At 66.1% G+C, this 17,883-nt stretch carries 14 protein-coding genes; 10 read left to right on the top strand and 4 right to left on the bottom strand.

The window, feature by feature from the left end; all coding sequences use genetic code 11:
- The first annotated feature begins 43 nt into the window (after positions 1-43).
- The 8 genes from ACK5F2_RS04145 to ACK5F2_RS04110 all read left to right on the top strand — a co-directional run bounded on the left by ACK5F2_RS04145 (position 44) and on the right by ACK5F2_RS04110 (position 12,316).
- Positions 44-3,532 (top strand): response regulator, encoded by a 3,489-nt coding sequence (locus ACK5F2_RS04145; RefSeq protein WP_409862997.1) that lies wholly within the window; start codon positions 44-46, stop codon positions 3,530-3,532.
- A 92-nt stretch (positions 3,533-3,624) separates the two neighbouring features.
- A complete protein-coding gene (locus tag ACK5F2_RS04140) occupies positions 3,625-4,419 on the top strand; it encodes a CheR family methyltransferase (protein WP_409862996.1) in 795 nt (264 codons plus the stop codon).
- Positions 4,416-5,765: a response regulator gene (locus tag ACK5F2_RS04135; RefSeq protein ID WP_409862994.1), complete on the top strand. Its 1,350-nt coding sequence runs from the start codon at positions 4,416-4,418 to the stop codon at positions 5,763-5,765. Before ACK5F2_RS04140 ends, ACK5F2_RS04135 begins: the two co-directional genes overlap by 4 nt.
- Positions 5,766-5,818: 53 nt before the next feature.
- Entirely contained in the window at positions 5,819-7,363 is a 1,545-nt protein-coding gene (locus tag ACK5F2_RS04130; protein WP_409862993.1) for a methyl-accepting chemotaxis protein, read from the top strand.
- A gap of 138 nt (positions 7,364-7,501) precedes the next feature.
- Positions 7,502-8,524 (top strand): alcohol dehydrogenase AdhP, encoded by a 1,023-nt coding sequence (gene adhP / locus ACK5F2_RS04125; protein ID WP_409862990.1) that lies wholly within the window; start codon positions 7,502-7,504, stop codon positions 8,522-8,524.
- 235 nt (positions 8,525-8,759) lie between these two features.
- Positions 8,760-10,244, top strand: coding sequence for a hypothetical protein (locus ACK5F2_RS04120; protein WP_409862988.1), 1,485 nt, complete (start codon positions 8,760-8,762; stop codon positions 10,242-10,244).
- A gap of 533 nt (positions 10,245-10,777) precedes the next feature.
- Positions 10,778-11,638 carry a hypothetical protein gene (locus ACK5F2_RS04115; RefSeq protein ID WP_409862987.1) on the top strand — a complete coding sequence of 287 codons (861 nt, stop codon included), beginning with the start codon at positions 10,778-10,780 and terminating at the stop codon, positions 11,636-11,638.
- 135 nt (positions 11,639-11,773) lie between these two features.
- Positions 11,774-12,316, top strand: coding sequence for a DUF4124 domain-containing protein (locus ACK5F2_RS04110; protein ID WP_409862986.1), 543 nt, complete (start codon positions 11,774-11,776; stop codon positions 12,314-12,316).
- A gap of 33 nt (positions 12,317-12,349) precedes the next feature.
- Here the strand turns inward: ACK5F2_RS04110 and ACK5F2_RS04105 are convergent, their stop codons facing one another.
- From ACK5F2_RS04105 to ACK5F2_RS04090, 4 genes are all read right to left on the bottom strand, one after another.
- A complete protein-coding gene (locus ACK5F2_RS04105) occupies positions 12,350-13,516 on the bottom strand; it encodes a hypothetical protein (RefSeq protein ID WP_409862985.1) in 1,167 nt (388 codons plus the stop codon).
- 37 nt (positions 13,517-13,553) lie between these two features.
- The gene (locus ACK5F2_RS04100; protein ID WP_409862984.1) at positions 13,554-14,216 is read right to left on the bottom strand and encodes a dienelactone hydrolase family protein; all 663 of its coding nucleotides are present in this window, start codon (positions 14,214-14,216) and stop codon (positions 13,554-13,556) included.
- Positions 14,217-14,291: 75 nt separating this feature from the next.
- Complete coding sequence (locus ACK5F2_RS04095; RefSeq protein ID WP_409862982.1) at positions 14,292-15,674, bottom strand: ATP-binding protein; 1,383 nt, start codon at positions 15,672-15,674, stop codon at positions 14,292-14,294.
- On the bottom strand, positions 15,671-16,360 hold the full coding sequence (locus ACK5F2_RS04090) for a response regulator transcription factor (RefSeq protein ID WP_409862981.1): 690 nt from the start codon (positions 16,358-16,360) through the stop codon (positions 15,671-15,673). Before ACK5F2_RS04090 ends, ACK5F2_RS04095 begins: the two co-directional genes overlap by 4 nt.
- A gap of 196 nt (positions 16,361-16,556) precedes the next feature.
- Here ACK5F2_RS04090 and ACK5F2_RS04085 point away from each other — a divergent pair, with 196 nt between their 5' ends.
- Positions 16,557-17,351, top strand: coding sequence for a MipA/OmpV family protein (locus ACK5F2_RS04085; protein WP_409862980.1), 795 nt, complete (start codon positions 16,557-16,559; stop codon positions 17,349-17,351).
- Positions 17,352-17,560: 209 nt separating this feature from the next.
- Positions 17,561-17,866, top strand: coding sequence for a YqjD family protein (locus tag ACK5F2_RS04080; RefSeq protein WP_133605523.1), 306 nt, complete (start codon positions 17,561-17,563; stop codon positions 17,864-17,866).
- Positions 17,867-17,883 lie beyond the last annotated feature (17 nt).

Here is a 17,883-nt window from a genome sequence, read left to right as displayed (position 1 = left end):
GACATAGTCAGAGCCAAACACACTGCCTCCACCGGGTTCGGTCATGGTCCAACAGCGCCTGAGTTTCAAGACCCTGCTGCTTCTGGGCATGGGGCTCTTGCTGCTCATTCCTGCCCTGAATCTGCTGACGCTCGAGCGGCGCGTAGTGCAGCTTTCGGATCAGTTCAGCGGGCTGGTAGACCTCGACTTCAGCGTCTGGAACAAGACGATGGACCTGTTGGTGCTTCAGCTGGAGTCCGCCCGGCACACCCGGAACATGCTCATCCTCGATGAGGCCGCCGTGGTCGATGAGCTGCGCTTTCTGGAGGAGCGGCGCGTACGCCGGGGCGCACTGGAGGGGCAGATTGGCGAGGCGCTTGTGCAGCGCGATCAGCGGCTCCGGGAGGCCTGGGCCGATGCGGAAGCCGCCAAGCGGATCTATAACGAGCGCGAAGACGCCTATGTGGCGATGGTTCGTGATCGTCGCTACGCGGAGGCCAAGAAGAACCTGATTGACGAGACACGGCCGGCTCAGCTGGAACTGATCCGGCGCACCTACCTGTTCGTTGACTTGTTGGAGCGCAGCATCGCCGAACGCCGCGCACTCGGTCAGGAAGTGCTGGCGGATGCCAAGCGCAGTCAGACCGTGACCTTGGTGCTGAGCACGCTCATCGGTCTGCTGATTGCCTGGCTGTTGCTGCGCGATATGCAGCGGCGTTTGGGCGGCGATCCCGCGCAGGCCACGCAGGTGGCGGACCGCATCGCCTCGGGCGATCTGGATGTGGAGGTGCCCGTCGCCGCCAATGCGCCGGACAGCTTGATGGTGTCTTTGCGCCGCATGAGCGATGCACTGAAGCGTTCTCGCCAGGCGGCCGAAGAGCGCGAATGGCTCAAAACCGGGCTGGGCGAGCTGGCCGATCTGCTGAGGCTGCGCCTTGGCAGCGACGAGCTCGCCGTCCGGATCCTGGCGTATCTGGCGGGGCGCCTAGGCTTTGCCGTTGGCGCCTGGTATGAGCATGAGTCCGGTAGCAGCATGCTGCAGCTGCGTGCCGGCTACGCCCTGCCGGCGGAGCGAGCGCTGGGTGAAAGCCTGGCTCTGGGCGAGGGATTGACGGGGCAGGCCGCCCAGGAAAACAGGGTGCTTGAGCATGAGTCACTGCCTGCCGACTATCTGCCCGTGAGCTCCGCCCTGGGTCGCAGCGACAGCACCCATGTGCTGGTCCTGCCGCTCAATGATCTGCAAGGCTTGATCGGGGTCTTGGAGCTGGGAGGTTTCAAGCCGTTGACGGCGCTGGAGCGTGAGTTTCTGCATCAGGCGCGTGAGCTGATCGGCCAGGGCATGGGTGCCGTGCTGGCGCGCTCGCGTACGGAAGCCTTGCTCGAGCGTACCCAGCAGCAGGCGCTGGCTTTGCAAGCCCAGCATGAGGAGCTGGAGCAGACGAATCAGGAGCTCAAGGCGCATGGCAGCCAGCTTGAGGCTCAGCGGGCTTTGATCAATGAGCGCAATGAGGAGTTGCAGAGCAGCCAGGCCGAGCTGGAGCGGCGGGCGGCTGACTTGGCCCAAGCCAGCCAGTACAAGTCGGAGTTCCTGGCGAATATGTCGCACGAGCTGCGCACGCCGCTCAACAGCATGCTGATGCTGTCGGCGCTTCTCAAGGAGAACCGCAGCAACAACCTCGATGCGCGCCAGCTCAAGTTTGTCGACACCATCCACTCGGCCGGCAATGATCTGCTCACGCTGATCAATGACATCTTGGATCTGGCCAAGATTGAGTCCGGGCAGCTTGAGTTCCAGTATGCGTCGGTGCCCATGCGGGAACTGCTCGATCCCCTGCGCGCGCTCTTCCAGCAGCAGGCCAGTGCCAAGGGGGTGGATCTGGAGGTTCTGGCGGACCCGGGTGTGCCTGCACATCTGCTGACCGATGCATCGCGCGTGCGCCAGGTGCTGAAGAACCTGCTCTCCAATGCCCTGAAATTTACCGAGCGGGGGCGCGTGGATTTGCATGTGCAACTGGCAGCACATGGGACAGAGCGTCTTCTGGAGTTTGAGGTTCGCGACACCGGCATCGGCATTGCCGCAGACAAGCATGCCCTGGTGTTTGAGGCGTTTCGCCAGGCCGATGGTGGGGTCAGTCGCAAGTATGGCGGTACAGGCCTGGGGCTCTCGATCTCACGCGAGCTGGCGCGTCGATTGGGGGGTGATCTGGAGCTCAAGGCCAGTGTGCCCGGCCAAGGCAGCTGCTTCAGCCTGCTGCTGCCGCTGCAGCAGCAACTGCCCAGCCTGGCCGAGCCGTCGTCTGAGGCCCAGTCCGCGAGCGGCGCCTCGGCCGGCATGAGTCCGGCCGAGGCGCCCCGTGCCCGCGCCGTGCGACCGGTCCAGGTCCTCGTGATTGAGGACGATGAGCGCATGGGTGAGCTTTTGTGCCAGCAAGCGAAGGACCGAGGCCTGAGTGTTGAGTGGGCACGTGACGGTGCAGAGGGCTTGGCCCTGGCGCTAGCCGCGCCGCCGCAAGCTGTTTTGCTGGATGTGCAACTGCCCACCCTCAATGGCTGGGACTTGATGCGACAACTGCGCGCCGATTTGCGCACCCACCTGGTTCCCGTGCATTTTGTGACCGCCAGCGATGATGAGGCGCGCGCCCAGGAGCTGGGGGCCGCGAGTTTCCATCGAAAGCCGCTCACGGTCGAGGAGCTTGCTCAGCTGTTCGATGCGCTGGCGCTGGCGCCCATCCGGCACCATGTCTTGCTGCTTGAAGACGACCCCCGCGAGGCCGAAGCCCTGAGTCAGGTGCTGAGCAGCCCGCAAGTTCAGGTCAGTGTGCTGAATGAGGGGCAAGAGCTGCTGCAGCGTTTGCGCGAGACACGGTTTGACGCCCTGGTGCTGGACCTTGGTTTGGGCGCCATCTCGGGTCTTGATCTGCTGGAGGAGCTGGATGCGGACCCCCAGCTTCAGAGCTTGCCTGTCATGGTGCACACCGGGCGTGAGGTCACGCCGCAGCAGCAACGCCGCCTGGATATGCGGGGGCATACCGTGGTGATCAAGGGTGCGCTCAGCCACGAACGTTTGCGCATGGAGTTGGCCTTGCTGCTGGGGGCGGCCGACACCGATGCAATCGAAGCGCCGCCCCAAGAGGTTCAGCAGGCTTCGCCGCAGTCGCAGGACTTGCAAGGCTTGCGTGTGCTTGTGGTCGATGACGACGTCCGCAATGTTTTCACCATCAGCAGCTGGCTGGACATACATGGTGCTGAGGTGCTGGAAGCCGAGCATGGCGCCGAGGCGCTGGAATGCCTGGCCAAGCATCCGGACATCGATATCGTCTTGATGGACATCATGATGCCGGTCATGGATGGCTATGCCGCCATCGAGCAACTGCGCAAGGATGAGCGCTGGCGGCAACTGCCTGTGATCGCGATGACGGCCAAGGCCATGAAGGCGGACCGGCAACGCTGCCTGGACGCGGGCGCCAGCGAGTACATCTCCAAGCCCATAGACGGCGACAAGCTGTTGCCGATGATGCTCCGCTGTCTTGCCGGTCGCAGGGCGCAGCCATGAATTCGGTGCAACCTGGCGGCGGTAGGTCCCTGATTGCACGCAATAGCGTGGCGAGGCAAGAGCGCGAGCTCCGAGCCTTGGAGATGCGGGCCTTGCTGGATTGCCTGTATCACGCGCAAGGGGTCGATCTGCGCGGGTTGCCTGGCGAGTCCTTGATGCGCCGCTGTCTGAGTTGGCTGGCGCTCAAGGAGTTGAACAGTCTGTCTGAAGCCCAGGGCTTGTTGCTCCGTGACCCGCAACTGCTTGACGACTTTCTGCATCACGTCACGATTTCGGTCACAGAGTTCTTTCGCGACCCGGAGTACTTCGAGCTGCTCAGAACACAGGTGTTTGCCTATTTGGCGACCTTCCCTCGCATCAATATCTGGGATGCGGGCTGCAGCACGGGGGAGGAAGCCTACTCGCTGGCGATTCTGCTGCGGGAAGCCGGGCTTTGGCCTCGTGTCCGCTTGTATGCGACGGACATCAACAGCGCATCGCTCGAGCGTGCCTTTGCCGGAGCCTACGATCCGGCGGTGCTGGAGCAGGCTCAGCGCGCTTACTGCCGAGCCGGCGGCAAGGCAAGCTTTCTGGACTACTTTCGCGTGGAAGCCGGGCAGGCCGTGATCGATCCAGCGTTCAGGGAGCGCATGCTCTTCGCGTATCACGATCTGAATGGCGATGAGGTTTTTGGCGAGATGAGTCTGGTGCTGTGCCGCAATGTGCTGATCTATTTCAGCCCGGTGCAGCAAGCCCGCGCTCAGCGCCTGTTCGATCGCAGCTTGCGTTGTGGAGGGCGCCTGATGCTGGGCAGCGCCGAGGCGCTGATGGATACCGGGATGCGCAAACGCTATGCCCGGGAACACCTGGCCATCAATGTGTTCCGCAAGTGCGAGGATGTGGCATGAGTTCTGAGGTCCCGCCCCTCGCCGAGTCAGCGGGCGATGCGCCGGCAGCTGGCATGGAGCCTAGGTCACCGGCGGTCAAGCTGCTGATCGTGGATGACCTGCCCGAGAACCTGCTGGCCTTGAGGGGGCTTCTGGAGGCCAGTGGCCTCGGCTTGGACGTGCATGAGGCCGGGTCGGGGCAGGAGGCCTTGCGCCAGTGCCTGCGGTATCGCTTTGCCCTGATCCTGCTGGATGTGCAGATGCCGGGCATGGACGGCATGGAAGTGGCCGCCATGCTGCGCAGCAACCCCAAGACCCGCAGCACGCCCATCATCTTCGTTACGGCGGGGCTGAACAGCGAGCAGCATAGCTTCAAGGGCTATGAGTCCGGCGCCATTGACTACTTGATCAAGCCCGTCAACGGCTTCGTTCTGCTGTCCAAGGTTCGCATCTTTCTGGAAATGTTCCAGCAGCGCCTGCAGATCGAGGCCAGTGCGCAGCATCTTGAGCAACAGGTTCGAGAGCGAACCGCGGAGCTGGCGCGCCTGAACGCGGGGCTGGAGCAAGAGGTTCAGCAGCGCAGCCAGGAGCTGCAGCTGGCGCAGGCCCGGCTGATGCAGGAGCGTCACCATGCGGCCCTGGGTCGCATGGTTGCCGGCATGGCGCACAACATCGGCACGCCGCTGGGCAATGTCCGCTTGGCGGCGAGCACGCTTCAGCACAATGTCGACGCCTTGCTGAATGCTCTGGAGCATCGCGCCCTGAGCCGAACTGCGATGAACGAGCTGCTCGCCGGCTGCGGCGAGGCGCTGCGTCTGATCGATGGGGGCTGCATGCAGATCGTCAATCTGCAGCAGCAGCTTCGGGACATTGTGGCCGGCGTGGAGAGTTATGTCAGTGCCGCCTATTCCCTGCGCAATCTCGCCGCGCATGTGCTTGCAGGCCATGCCCAGGAGCTTGCTGAGCGGCGGGTGAGTGTGAGCAACGATGTGCCCGGCGATCTGTGGCCGCACGGCCCCTCTGAGGCGCTTGCCCAGGTGCTCAAGGCCTTGGTGCGCAATGCGCTGGATCATGCTTTCGAGCCGGGCATGCCTGGGGCGGCGCTCAAGATCAGTGCGAGACGCGAAGGCGATGATCTACAGCTCGATGTCATTGACAACGGCTGCGGCGTACCTGCCGAGCTGATGGGCCGTATCTGCGACCCCTTCTTCACGACCCGCATGGGCTTGGTCCACTACGGGCTGGGATTGAACCTGGTGCAGTCCCTGACCCGCAGCGTGATGCACGGGCAGCTGCAGCTGCTGAGCCCGGAGCAGGGTGGCTTGCTGGTGAGACTGGTGCTGCCCTATGGTCCGGGCGCTGATTGAGTGTGGTCTTGATCCCGTCCGCATATGCGGGCTTTGTTACCGGAGGTCCGACGATGAAAGCTTTCTTGAATCTGAGCCTCGGCAAGAAGTTGCTTGTGGTCTTTTCCCTGCTTGCCCTGGCCTTGGTGGCCCAGGGCCTCTTGTCCCTGTGGGAATTGCGAGCGTCGCAGGACCGGCTGGAGACGATTTACCAGCGCGATGCCATCTCCACGCTGGAGTATGGCAATGCCGAAGCGGCCCTGGTGAAGTCTGGGCGCGCGCTGCGCAACGCCATCATCTACAACACGAAGGAAGAGGGCGTTGACGGGCATGAGCAGGACATGAAGAAGCAGCTGGCCGAATTCTCGGCCGCCCTGGAGCGCGCCAACAAGGCGGCGGGTGTGAGCAATGATCACCCACAGAAGCGCATACTTCTTGCGGAGCTGGGTCCTTTGCAGGAGGGGCAGGCGGCCATCATGACCATGCTGCGAGCCGGCGACGTGCCCGCGGCCAAGGTCAAGCGGGGCGAGGTGCGCGCCAATGAGAACAAGGTGGCCGACGCGCTGGGTGCGCTGGCGGATGAGCGCGTGGGCAAGATGAAGCAGGCTGCTGAGGAGGCCCAGCAGGGCTTCGAGAGGTCGGTCTGGACTCTGGGTGCATTCATTGTCGTGGTGGTCGGATTCGCAGCCGTGGCTGTTTGGTTTCTTGTGCGGGTCACCGCGGCGCCTTTGCAGGATGCTGTGCGTGTGGCCGAGGCCGTGGCACAAGGGGATCTCAGTGTGCGCGTGCCGGAGGGGAATGGCGATGAGACCGGCAAGATGCTGCGCGCCCTGGGCAGCATGGTGACGGGCTTGCGCGGCATGGTTGGCACGGTCAAGGAGACCAGCAACTCCATCGCGCATGGCGCCAACGAGATTGCCATTGGGAATGCGGACCTGTCCCAGCGCACCGAGAACCAGGCCTCCAACCTCGAGGAAACCGCGGCGTCCATGGAAGAGCTGACCGCCACCGTTCGCCAGAACGCGGACAGCGCCCGTGCGGCCAACCAGCTGGCGGCGGCGGCCAATGCCTCTGCGTCCCAGGGGGGTGAGGTCGTGCAGCAGGTGGTGGACACCATGGCGCAGATCTCGGCATCGAGCCGCCGGATTGCGGACATCATTTCCGTCATTGATGGCATTGCGTTTCAAACCAATATCCTGGCCCTCAATGCGGCGGTAGAGTCGGCACGGGCCGGCGAGCAGGGGCGTGGCTTCGCGGTCGTGGCCGGCGAAGTCCGCAGCCTGGCGCAACGCAGTGCTCAAGCCGCTCGGGAGATCAAGGAACTGATCGGTGCCAGCGTGGAACGCGTGGAGATGGGTGCCAAGCAGGTGCAGGATGCCGGTTCGGCCATGGAAACCATCGTGACCCAGATCCGCAAGGTCAGCGATCTGGTGGGCGAGATCTCATCGGCCAGCGTGGAGCAGTCCAGCGGTATCGCGCAGGTCGGGCAGGCTGTGCAGCAGCTGGATCAGATGACTCAGCAGAATGCAGCCCTGGTGGAGCAGAGTGCGGCGGCGGCCGAAAGCCTCAAGCAGCAGACCGGACGCCTGGAAAGCGTAGTCGGGCAGTTCCGCCTTTGAGTCTGCGCATTGGAGACGGGACGGGGCGCCTGCTTTCTGCGCCCCGCGTCGCCGCTTGATGCAGCTCAAGCAAGCCTTCACAAAGTCTCTGCACAGTCCGGGTGTTCGTGAACTTCACTGACCCACTGGGAGCAAGACATGGCAGAGCTGATGAAGGCAGCGGTGGTGCGGGCGTTTGGCCAGCCCCTGGAGATTGATGAGTTGGCGGTGCCCGAGGTGCCGCCGGGCCAGGTGCTGGTCAAGGTCATGGCCAGCGGCGTGTGCCACACCGATCTGCACGCGGCCGAGGGCGACTGGCCCGTCAAGCCCAGCCTGCCTTTCATTCCCGGCCACGAGGGCACGGGCTATGTGGCGCGTGTGGGCGCGGGCGTCAAGCATCTGAAGGAGGGCGATCGCGTGGGCGTGCCCTGGCTGCACACGGCCTGCGGCCACTGCGAGCATTGCATGGGCGGCTGGGAAACCCTGTGCGACCACCAGCAGATGACCGGCTACACGGTCAACGGCGGCTACGCCGAATATGTGCTGGCCGATCCCGGCTATGTGGGCCATCTGCCGGCCGGTCTGGACTTTGCGCCCGCGGCGCCGGTGCTCTGCGCCGGGGTCACGGTCTACAAGGGCCTCAAGGTGCTGGACTGCAAGCCTGGCGACTGGGTGGCCATCTCGGGCATAGGCGGGCTGGGCCATATGGCGGTGCAGTACGCCAAAGCCATGGGCTTTCATGTGATCGCGGTGGATGTGGCCGAGGACAAGCTCAAGCTGGCCCGGGATCTGGGCGCCGATCTGTGTCTGAATGCCGCCACCCAGGACCCGGTGGCCGAGGTGCAGAAGCATCTGCGCGGCGCGCATGGCGTGCTGGTCACGGCGGTCTCGCGCAGCGCCTTTGCCCAGGGCCTGGGCATGCTGCACAAGCGAGGCACCATGTCGCTCGTGGGCCTGCCGCCGGGCAGCTTTGAGCTGCCCATCTTCGATGTGGTGCTCAATGCCAAGACGGTGCGCGGCTCCATCGTGGGCACGCGGCTGGACCTGATGGAGGCCCTGCAGTTTGCCGGCGAGGGCAAGGTGCGCTCGCACTACAGCACGGACAAGCTGGACAACATCAACAATATCTTCGCGGCCATGAAGCGCGGCGCCATCGACGGCCGCGTGGTGCTGGAGCTCTGAGGCCGCTTTGCACCTGCCCTCTCACCCCGATGGGGGTGTGAGGCTCTGCTGATCGCACGGCCATGACCCCGCTGCGCGCAGGCTTCATGCAGGCCTCATCGGGATCTGCTCGAATCGCGGCAGATTTGCAGGGACCTGACAGGCGCGACCTTCACGGCGGCTGCAAGCGGCCGGGGAGGGCGGAGCGATGCGTGTGCGAGAAGCGGGGATTGTTGTTCGCAAGGGGGCGGGAGCCTTGCTGCTGCTCATGGTGGCCATGGTGGCAGCCTGCGGTGGTGGCGGTGGTGCCGACCCTGCGCCGCAGCCCACGCCGCCTATTGCCCCTCAACCACCCCTCACGGATCCGCCAGGTATCGACAAGGGCGGCTTGCGCCAGCAGGTCGAGGCCTTTGTTGCCGAGCAGCGGACCAAGATCGCTGCCATCGATTGCAGCCTGAGCCAGACCGGCCCTTGCGAGCCGATCAAGGACATCCGCTTTTCGCAGGGCCAGGCCTTGCCTGCCAAGTTGCGCGCCGATCAGACCATTCTGCTGATCGACAGCGGCATCGCTCATGCCGCAACACTGCGTTATCGCTCGCGCATGCTGGCCTACTACCGCCTGAGCGAAAGCAGTGGACTGGTGGAGCCCTACGACCCGGTGATCGCCAGCACGCCGCGCTGGGGGGCCGAACTGTTGCGGGCCATCGACGGCTTCCAGTACCGCGATGCCGCCGGGCAAGCGCGCCCCAGCCATGTGCCATCCGCTTGGCTGGAGCCACTGCGGCCCCTGCTCAAGGGCGCGCGCGACTTTGCCGTCCTGGATCGCATTCCCCACGGCAATATGGTGCTGAGCCAGCTGGTCGAGGCCAGTCCTCAGGCCGGCTTCGTGGTGTTGGATCCATTTCCCTTCCAGTCCCTGCTCAAGGCCAAGCGCGCCAGTGTCTGCGCCAAGGATGCGGCGAGCCTGGAGCTGGCGGCGCAGCGGGCGGCGCAGAGTCTGGGCTTGGTGATGCAGCGCCACGGCGTGGACTATGTGAACCTCTCGGGCGGTTGGTTTGCCGAGGACATGGCCATCACCTGGACGGCGCTGAACTGCGGCGGCAGCCTGTCGCCCGAAGAGTCCAACCGTCTGATGCTGGCTTTGCGGCCCTTTTTTGCCCAGCTCTTCGAGTCGCCGACGGTGCTTGGCGTGCAATCGGCCGGCGGCGCGATGTCGCCGCTGACACATCCCCTGGATGTGCTGGAGCTGGCGCAGCGCGTGCGCGTCGGCTACTACCACCCTCTGCAGGCCGCACCGCTGTCGGCCGATGGCGTGCTGGGTGGGCAGCGCCCGGCGGTTGACGAGCCCAGCGCAGCCGAGCGCCGCTGGATCGACGTGTTCGTCGGCACCGGCATGACCCGCCCAGGCTTCAGACCGGAGTTCAACACCGCGCCGCCGCTGCGGACCGACTCGGTCTATGGTTTGGGTCTTTGGCCCGTGGACAGCTCCACCACCTCCTGGTCGGCCCCCCAGGCCCTCAATCGCCTGATCCATCTGAAGCAGCAGTTGGCGCCCGCCATGGCACCCGAGGCGCCGCTGGACGCAGCCCTGATCCAGCGCATGAAGGACGCGCTGACACCCATGGGCTGCAGCTGGGCACCTGAGGACGGCGGTCGCTGCAAACTGCAGGACCCCGCCTGGCACCGCCAGCAGGAGCTGTTCCGCCAGGGTTGGTTGCCGGGTGACTGGCGCTGGGAGTAGGTCCGCTGCGCACTCGCCGGCTGCAGCCTAGAGTCACCTTAGAGGGTCAGGTCTTGCCTGTGATGGGCCATCGCCTTGTCCCCAGGTCTTGTGGCGTTTGTAAGTATCGGTAATCGCGGTCGGCTCTCCCAGCGCCGCTTGCGTTGCCTTGAAGACCAGGCCCTTGTGATAAGGGCCTGTGTGACAGAGACACAGAAACATCAGGGAGAAGCTGAATGATGAAAAGGCGCGGAGATATCCGTGAAGCCGGCCATGTGCGTTCCGGACGCTGTGTGGCGGCCACCTTGGCCCTCCTGCTGGCAGCCTGCGGAGGCGGTGGGGGGGGCGGTGAAACGCCTGCCACCTCGCCGGTGGGAGCGCCCGAACCCGCGCCCATGCCCACGCCTACGCCTACGCCTACACCTACACCTACACCTACACCTACACCTACACCTACACCTACACCTACACCCACGCCCACGCCCACGCCCACGCCCACGCCCACGCCCACGCCCGCACCTGCACCTGCACCTGCACCTGCACCTGCTCTGGCCGTGCACTCAGCCTACATTCCCAAGCCCAACGGCTATGACATCGAGTGGCGTTTGCTGGAGGCGGATGCCGCCAAGGCCCGTCTGGTGGACCCCAAGGCCTTTGGCGCCGCGCCGGTCGGCAATGCGCATGGCTGGACGCATCAGGCCCGGCTGCTGGGCTCGGGGCTGTATCGCATCGAGTTGACGCAGGGGCACTTCTACCGTTTCTCCAGCAGCAATGAATGGAAATTCAATCTGACGGTCTATGACGCGGCGGGCTATCAGCTCTATGCCGGGGTGGGCGAGTTGGACCGGGTGCGTCCGCTCGACGATCCGCTGGCCTATGAACTGCTCGCCCTGCGGGATGCTGCGGCGTTCGTGAAGGTGGAGGCCACAGGTGGTGCGACCTCGACCCTGGTGGACCTGCTGGTTGAAACCACGGGCGCCAGCATCGGCGGCGATGCGCCGCGGCAGAGCGATCTGGCCACCCAGGGCCAGGGCAGCGGGGCGGCGCAAGCTCATGCGGCCTTTTTCGGCGGCGCCGGTGCAGACCGCGTGATCGGCAAGCCGCGCGCGCCCAACACCATTGTGGGTGGCACCGGCGACGATGTGATCGAGCTCAAGACGGCTGCCAAGACACTCTCGCGCGTCGATGGCGGGCTGGCTCGCGACACCTTGATCGTTGGCTTTCCCAGCAGCGCCGCACGGCTGACCCGCATCAATGCCTATGGCCCCTATCGGCATCTTGAGCCGAACGGCAGCAAGCACGATGCCCATGCGCTCAGCGGCAGCCCCGACGGCGCCATCATCATCGTGCGCAGCATCGAGCAGGTCGTGTTCAGTGATCGGACGGTGGAATTCAAGGATCTGCCGGGCTACTAGCCTCGGGAGCAAGGGCCAGATCGCTGTGAACTACTGCGCACTGGCGCTGGCTTCCCATGCGGTGCCGAGGTGCCTGGAAGCCACAATTCGGGCCGCCGCCCAGCGGCCTGGAATGTCAGCCGGAGAGGATTCAAGATGATGGTCGGAAACTGGGTCGATGGCGCTCTGCGAGTCGGCTTCATGGCCTTGTTGAGCCTTGGAGCTACCCTGGCCCAGGCCCAGTTCAAGTGTGTCGATGCCCAGGGCTCGGTCAGCTTTCAGCAGCTGCCTTGCGCACAGGGGCACAAGGAAACGTCGCTGGGCAGACAGAACGAACCGGTGCCGCAGCCGCAGTCCAGCGTCACCAGGCCGTCACAGCCTCCCGCAGCCACCCGAGCCACGCAAGATGCCGCCCAGTCCGGCGCAAGCTCTGTCTCCCCCGCCGATGTGCAGGGGGACTGGTGCATTACCGAGGTGGAGATCCTGGGTGCGGTGAAGGTGCCGGTGCAGCTGAAGCCGGATGGGCAATATGTCTGGGGCGAGAGGAATCAGTCGGTGAGCGGCCGCTGGAAATTGGTCGAGGGCCAGCTGGCGGTGAGCTCAATGGGCATGTACGAGATCCTGGGTCGACCGGGACGGGAGATGAAGCTGAGCCAGCATGGCGCCGTCACCAAGTTCACCCGTGGCCGCTGTGTCTAGCTGAGGTCCTCATGCCTGGACGGCCCCCGCGAGTCAGCCCACACCGCGTATGCGCAGTCGGGCCTTGTTGGACAGGCCGCGTCGTGCCAGCGTGAGCCGGGTGTGCAACTGCTCCAGCTGCTCGGGCGTGAGCAGCGCTTTAAGGGCTTCACTCAGCGTGCTGTCCAGCGCCTCGGCCTGTATGGGGTCATCGGTCAGGGCTTGAGCCCGCGCTGCGGCCAGTGCCGCCTCATCGCTGCGACCTAGCGCAGCCAGGGCCTGGGCCAGACCGTATTCAATCTGGATCGCGTGTCGCCGCCGCGGCGGCAGTTCCGGGGGCAGGGCCACGTCCTGCAGCCAGTGCAGCGCCTGCTCCCATTGCTTGTCTGCGGCGGCCAATCCTGCGAGCTCCAGGGCGACCGAGCGTCGTATATGCAGCCAACCCATCTGCTGGGCCTGGTTGTGAATCTGCCTCAGCCGGAGCTCGGCCTCCCGGCAGCGGCCGCTGCGCAGCTGCCAGACGGCCAGATTGGCTTGCCACATGCAGCGCTCATAGGGCTTGCGGGCCCGGCTCTCGATCTTGCGCCCCTGGGTCACATAGCGTTGCATGCGCAGGCGCAGGGCATGGGCCTGGGCGCTTCGGCCCTGATCGCTCAGTGCCAGCTTCAGGGCATTGAAGAGGAAGAGTCCGTTGGAGTAGCGCAGCAGGCTGACATCGTGGTCCCCCAGTTGCAGGGCATAGCCAATGGATTCCAGCATATGGCTCTCGGCCGCCACGGCGTCGCCCAGGCAGAGCTCGGCCATGGCCAGACGCTCCTGGGTCTGGGCGCTCATGCTCGGATCAGCCAGTTCCAGCGCCAAGGCCTGGCCGACCCAGGCCACCTCCAGGGCGCGCATGAGCGCCCCCATCTGCAGCTCGCCGAATGACCAGATCACCAGCAGCTGGACCCGGGCGGACGCTTGCTTGAACTGGGCGCCGCGCAGCGCTTCACCGCAGGCTTTGATCAGGGTGGCCCAGTCTCCCTGTTTGCTGAGGCTGTGCAGGCCCAGCATGCGCGCGCGCTCGCGCTGGGCCGCCGGCGCATCCGGCCAGGCGGCCTCCCACTGCTGGAGCCGCCGCAGCAGGGTCGGGTAGTCGCCGTCAAGATAGGCGGTTTCCAACTCCTGCAGATGGCCAAAGACATCTCGCGGAGCATCGGGCGATGTGGTGACGGTGTTCATGCCCTGGACCTGCAATGAACCCCTTGAGGGTAGAGGTTTAGCCGTTCAGCGTGTCCTGGAAGAAGCGCAGCGTGCGCTCCCAGGCCTGGGCGGCGCAGCCGGCGTCGTAGACCTCCGGGCGCTTGTCGTTGAAGAAAGCGTGGTCGGCCGGATAGCGGTGGATCTCGGGAGATTTTCCCTGCATGGCACTGACCAGCCCGTCCACGGCGGCCGGTGTGCACCAGTCGTCACGATCGGCGAAGTGTCCCTGGAAGGGGATGGCGATGCGCGCCGGGTCGGCAAACTCGGCCGGCGGGATGCCGTAGAAGCAGGATGCCGCCGACAGGCCGGGCAGATGCACCGCCGCGGCAATCGTCAGCGCGCCGCCCATGCAGAAGCCGGTCACGCCCACCTTGGGCGCGCGGGCCTGCAGATAGCTCAGGGCACCGGCCAGGTCCTGGTGGGTGGCGTCCGCAAAGTCCAGGCCCGTCATCAGGTGATTGGCCTCATCGGCGCTGCTGGCGATGCGGCCGCGGTAGAGGTCGGGGGCCAGGGTAGTGAAGCCGGCCGCCGCAAAGCGATCGGCCAGCTCGCGGATATGGGTGTTGAGCCCCCACCACTCCTGGATCAGGATCAGGGCGGGGCGGCCCGGGCCGGCATCGGCCAGCCAGGCGGGGCTGCGCTGCCCATCGGGGCGCTGAAACTCGATCATCTGTCCCATGGTCGGCGGACTCCGTGAAATAGGTGCAGGGCTAGGATAGCGTGTCACGATGCTGCCAGCCCTGCAGAGCCCGGGTCAAGCGTTCGGGTAGCTGATCCTCAGTCCCAGCCCGCGTCCGTCCAGACCTTCGACAAAGTCCAGCGTGGCACGCTCGCGCTCGGCAATGCGCTTGACGATGGCCAGCCCCAGGCCGGTGCCCTGCTCGCTGGTGCCGGGCACGCGATAGAAGCGCTCGAAGACGCGCTCGCGCTGCTCCAGCGCCAGGCCCGGGCCGTTGTCGCGCACGGTGACGCTCAGGCCGGCAGGGCTGCCGTCCAGGGCCACTTCCACGCGGGCGCCGGGCGGGCTGTAGCGGATGGCGTTGTCCACCAGGTTGTCGACCATGGAGCACAGGCCGCTGCGTTCCAGCTGGGCTTCGCAGGATTCGGGCGCCTGCATTTCCAGTTGAATACCCCGCTGGCGCGCCAGCGGGGCCAGCATGGCCACACGCTCACGCAGCAGGGCCGCCGCGTCCAGGCGTTCGGCCCGAGGCGTCAGGGCCGAGGTCTCGGCGCGGGCCAGGGTCAGCAGCTGGGCCAGCAGATGGGAGACCCGGGCCACGCCGGCCCGCAGGGCCTGTGCCGCTTCATGGCGAGCCTGGGGCTCCTGCTCGCTGAGCAGCAGATGGGCTTGTGCATTGACGGCGGCCAGCGGGGTGCGCAACTCATGGGCCGCATCGGCCAGAAAGCGGCGCTCGGCCTCCAGGCGCTGGCCCTCGCGCGACAGCAGGCCGTTGAGCGCGCTCACCAGGGGGGCGGTCTCGGTGTAGAGCCGGTCCACCTGCACCGGCGCCAGATCGCCGGCCGGGCGGCGGGCGATGCGCTGGGCCCGCTGGGCCAGGGGCCGCAGGCCCACGCGCACGCTGATCCAGCTCCCCAGTCCATGCCAGACAAAAACGCCCAGCTGGGACGTGAGGATCAGCCACAGCACCGGCATCGCAGCGCTGAGGGGGATCTCGCGCGGCTCGGCCAGCAGCAGCGCCCGTCCCTGGCCGGGGTCCAGTCGGCGCACCACCCAGGCCGGGTTCTCGCCCGGTGCAGGCGCGGCGTCCAGGCGTGTTGCGGGCGCGCGGGGGCTGCGGGCCAGCAGGCGCCCCTCGGCATCCCAGACCTGGTAGATGGGGTGCAGTCCGGCGCCCACATCATCGTCCAGGCCCAGCAGGGCCATCACGGCGCGGTCGGCATCGGCCAGACGCTGGGCCAGCTCGGGCTCGGGGCTGCCGGCTGCAGCCACCAGCACGGTGCCCATCTGCTGCAGACGGGTCTCGACCTCATCCGTCCCCCAGGCCACCACGCGCAGCGTCAGCAGGGCCGCCAGGGCCAGCCAGGCCAGCAACAGGGCCAGGGCCTGCCAGGCAATCAGTCGCCCGCTGAGCGAGCGCGGGGCCCAGGGGCGGTTTGAGATGGAAGCGCCGCTCATGGCAGCGTCGCGCCGTCGGCCGGCAGGGGCACTTCCAGCGCATAGCCCACGCCGCGCACCGTGCTGATCCAGTCATTGCCCAGCTTCTTGCGCAGCTTGTAGATGTGCACATCGATGGCATTGCTGTCCAGCAGATCGCTGCCGCCCAGGCTGCGCTCGATCTGCTCGCGCGTCATCACCCGGCCGGGCTCGGCCGCCAGGCTCAGCAGGATGTCGTACTCGCGCACCGAGAGCGGGACTTCCTGAGCATCCAGCTGCACTCGACGGCGCGCGGTGTCCAGGCTCAGCGCGCCCAGCTGCCAGACATTGCTGGCCTGGCCGCAGTGCCGGCGCAGCAGGGCACGCACGCGCGAGAGCATTTCCTCCATCGCAAAGGGTTTGCCCAGATAGTCGTCGGCACCGCAGTCCAGACCCTCGACGCGCTCATCCACGCTGTCGCGCGCGGTGATCATCATCACCGGGGTCTTGCGGCCCTGCTGCCGCCACCAGGCCAGCAGATCCAGGCCCGTGCCGTCCGGCAGGGTGATGTCCAGCAGCAGCAGGGCGAAGTCGCCGTCCTCCTGCAGAAAGCGTCGTGCATCGGCGGCGGTCCTCAGCCACAAGACCTTGTGGCCGGCCATGCTGAGCACGCGCTGCAGCGACTGGCCCAGCGGCAGATCGTCCTCGAGAAGAAGAATGCTGGCCATGCGCGGGCCCCTCCTGATGGGCCGAGCTTGCGCGGCCTTGGCGGCGAATTCTAGGAGGGCGTCCACCCGGGACCGGCCCGCCTGGACCCGGGGGCTTCATGCACGCTTCATCTGACCGGGCCGTCGGTTCATGTCGGCTTCATGCCGGGCTTTGGACACTGCAGCCCATCGCAACTCCGACCTCGATGAGCCCATCATGATCCCCTATTTCCTGACATTGGCCCTGGCCCTGGGTAGCTCGCTGGTGATCGCTCAGGCCCCGGCGCCCCGTCCCGCCGCGGCCGCGGCGTCCGACTGGCAGCTGCGTGCGGGCGCGGCACTGATCGCCATGCCCAAGTACAGCGGCGGCCGCGAGCTGCGCACCCTGGGCACCCCCTTGCTGGAGGCTCGTTGGCGCGAGAACTACCTGATCAGCACTGTGCGCGGCCTGGTCTATGAACGGCGTCTGGGACAGGGCGCCGCCATCAGCCTGGCCCTGGCGCCGGATGTCTATCAGCGGCGTCCCAAGGATGGCCCACGCCTGCTGGGTCTGGACAAGTTCGAGATAGCCCCCGCCCTGCGTCTGGGCGGGGAGTTCGCCGAGGGACCCGTCTTCTTGAATGCTGTGGCCAGCACGCGCCTGGGCTCGGCTGGCAAGCCCGGAGGGCGCGGCAGCTATGCCGAGTTCGAGCTGGGCTATGGCCTGCTTCAAAGCTCGGAACTGGCACTGGCTCTGGGCGTGAATGCCACGCTGATGGATGCCAAGCTGGGCCAAGGGCTGTACGGCATCAGTGCGGCCGAGGCGGGGCGCAGCCGCTTGCGGCCGCATGCCGTGGGGGCAGGCCTGCATAGCGTGGGTGGCTTTGTTCAAGTCAGCTACCAGCTCGATGCGCATTGGCAGCTGTTCGCCAAGGCCAGCCTGGCCAGCCTGAGGGGTGACGCCGCCGACAGCCCCGTGGTGGAGCGCAAGCGGCAGCCCTTGTTGGCCCTGGCCCTGAGCCGGAGCTTTTGATGCGGCGACCGCCTCGCCGTACTGTGGTGCGGGCCGATAAATGGGGGAGGTCTACGCGGGTTCAAGAGTCATGTGCGAGCCTTTGTGCGGCTCGACGAAAAAGACTTGGCATCGTGTGCGAATCTGGGCCTTGGCTCTTGATCTAGGGCAGAGTGCTGACGTACAACCCGGCCTAGTCTTAGTCCATCAACGCTTGAAAGGAGAGGATCATGCCTACCGAAGTCCAGAAGCAGCGTCTTGTGAGCGATCTACACGCCGTCGTGGCCGAGGCCGAGAGCCTGCTGCGCGCCACGGCCGGTCATGCCGGCGAGGGCGCCAGCGAGTTGCGGGCCAAGGTGCAGGCCACCCTGGATCGCGCCAAGGACAATCTGCACGATCTGCAGGATGCCGCGGTCGAGCGCGCCAAGGCCGCTGGACGGGCCACCGACGCCTATGTGCATGAGAACCCCTGGCAGTCCATCGGCGTGGCCGCCGGCGTGGGCCTGCTGCTGGGCATGCTGATCGCACGCCGCTGAAGCCAGGGCCCTGGGCC

The organism is Roseateles sp., from assembly GCF_046300915.1.
Lineage (GTDB): Bacteria > Pseudomonadota > Gammaproteobacteria > Burkholderiales > Burkholderiaceae_C > Kinneretia.
Note: the sequence above shows the minus strand (reverse complement) of the source record. Positions and strands in the feature narration are given on the sequence as shown.

What these genes read in the sequence shown, in the direction of transcription:
- ACK5F2_RS04145 (WP_409862997.1), top strand. Translation starts at nt 44, where the DNA reads ATGGTCCAACAGCGCCTGAGTTTCAAGACCCTGCTGCTTCTGGGCATG.
- ACK5F2_RS04135 (WP_409862994.1), top strand. Translation starts at nt 4,416, where the DNA reads ATGAGTTCTGAGGTCCCGCCCCTCGCCGAGTCAGCGGGCGATGCGCCG.
- ACK5F2_RS04130 (WP_409862993.1), top strand. Translation starts at nt 5,819, where the DNA reads ATGAAAGCTTTCTTGAATCTGAGCCTCGGCAAGAAGTTGCTTGTGGTC.
- adhP (WP_409862990.1), top strand. Translation starts at nt 7,502, where the DNA reads ATGGCAGAGCTGATGAAGGCAGCGGTGGTGCGGGCGTTTGGCCAGCCC.
- ACK5F2_RS04110 (WP_409862986.1), top strand. Translation starts at nt 11,774, where the DNA reads ATGATGGTCGGAAACTGGGTCGATGGCGCTCTGCGAGTCGGCTTCATG.
- ACK5F2_RS04105 (WP_409862985.1), bottom strand. Translation starts at nt 13,516, where the DNA reads ATGAACACCGTCACCACATCGCCCGATGCTCCGCGAGATGTCTTTGGC.
- ACK5F2_RS04100 (WP_409862984.1), bottom strand. Translation starts at nt 14,216, where the DNA reads ATGGGACAGATGATCGAGTTTCAGCGCCCCGATGGGCAGCGCAGCCCC.
- ACK5F2_RS04095 (WP_409862982.1), bottom strand. Translation starts at nt 15,674, where the DNA reads ATGAGCGGCGCTTCCATCTCAAACCGCCCCTGGGCCCCGCGCTCGCTC.
- ACK5F2_RS04090 (WP_409862981.1), bottom strand. Translation starts at nt 16,360, where the DNA reads ATGGCCAGCATTCTTCTTCTCGAGGACGATCTGCCGCTGGGCCAGTCG.
- ACK5F2_RS04085 (WP_409862980.1), top strand. Translation starts at nt 16,557, where the DNA reads ATGATCCCCTATTTCCTGACATTGGCCCTGGCCCTGGGTAGCTCGCTG.
- ACK5F2_RS04080 (WP_133605523.1), top strand. Translation starts at nt 17,561, where the DNA reads ATGCCTACCGAAGTCCAGAAGCAGCGTCTTGTGAGCGATCTACACGCC.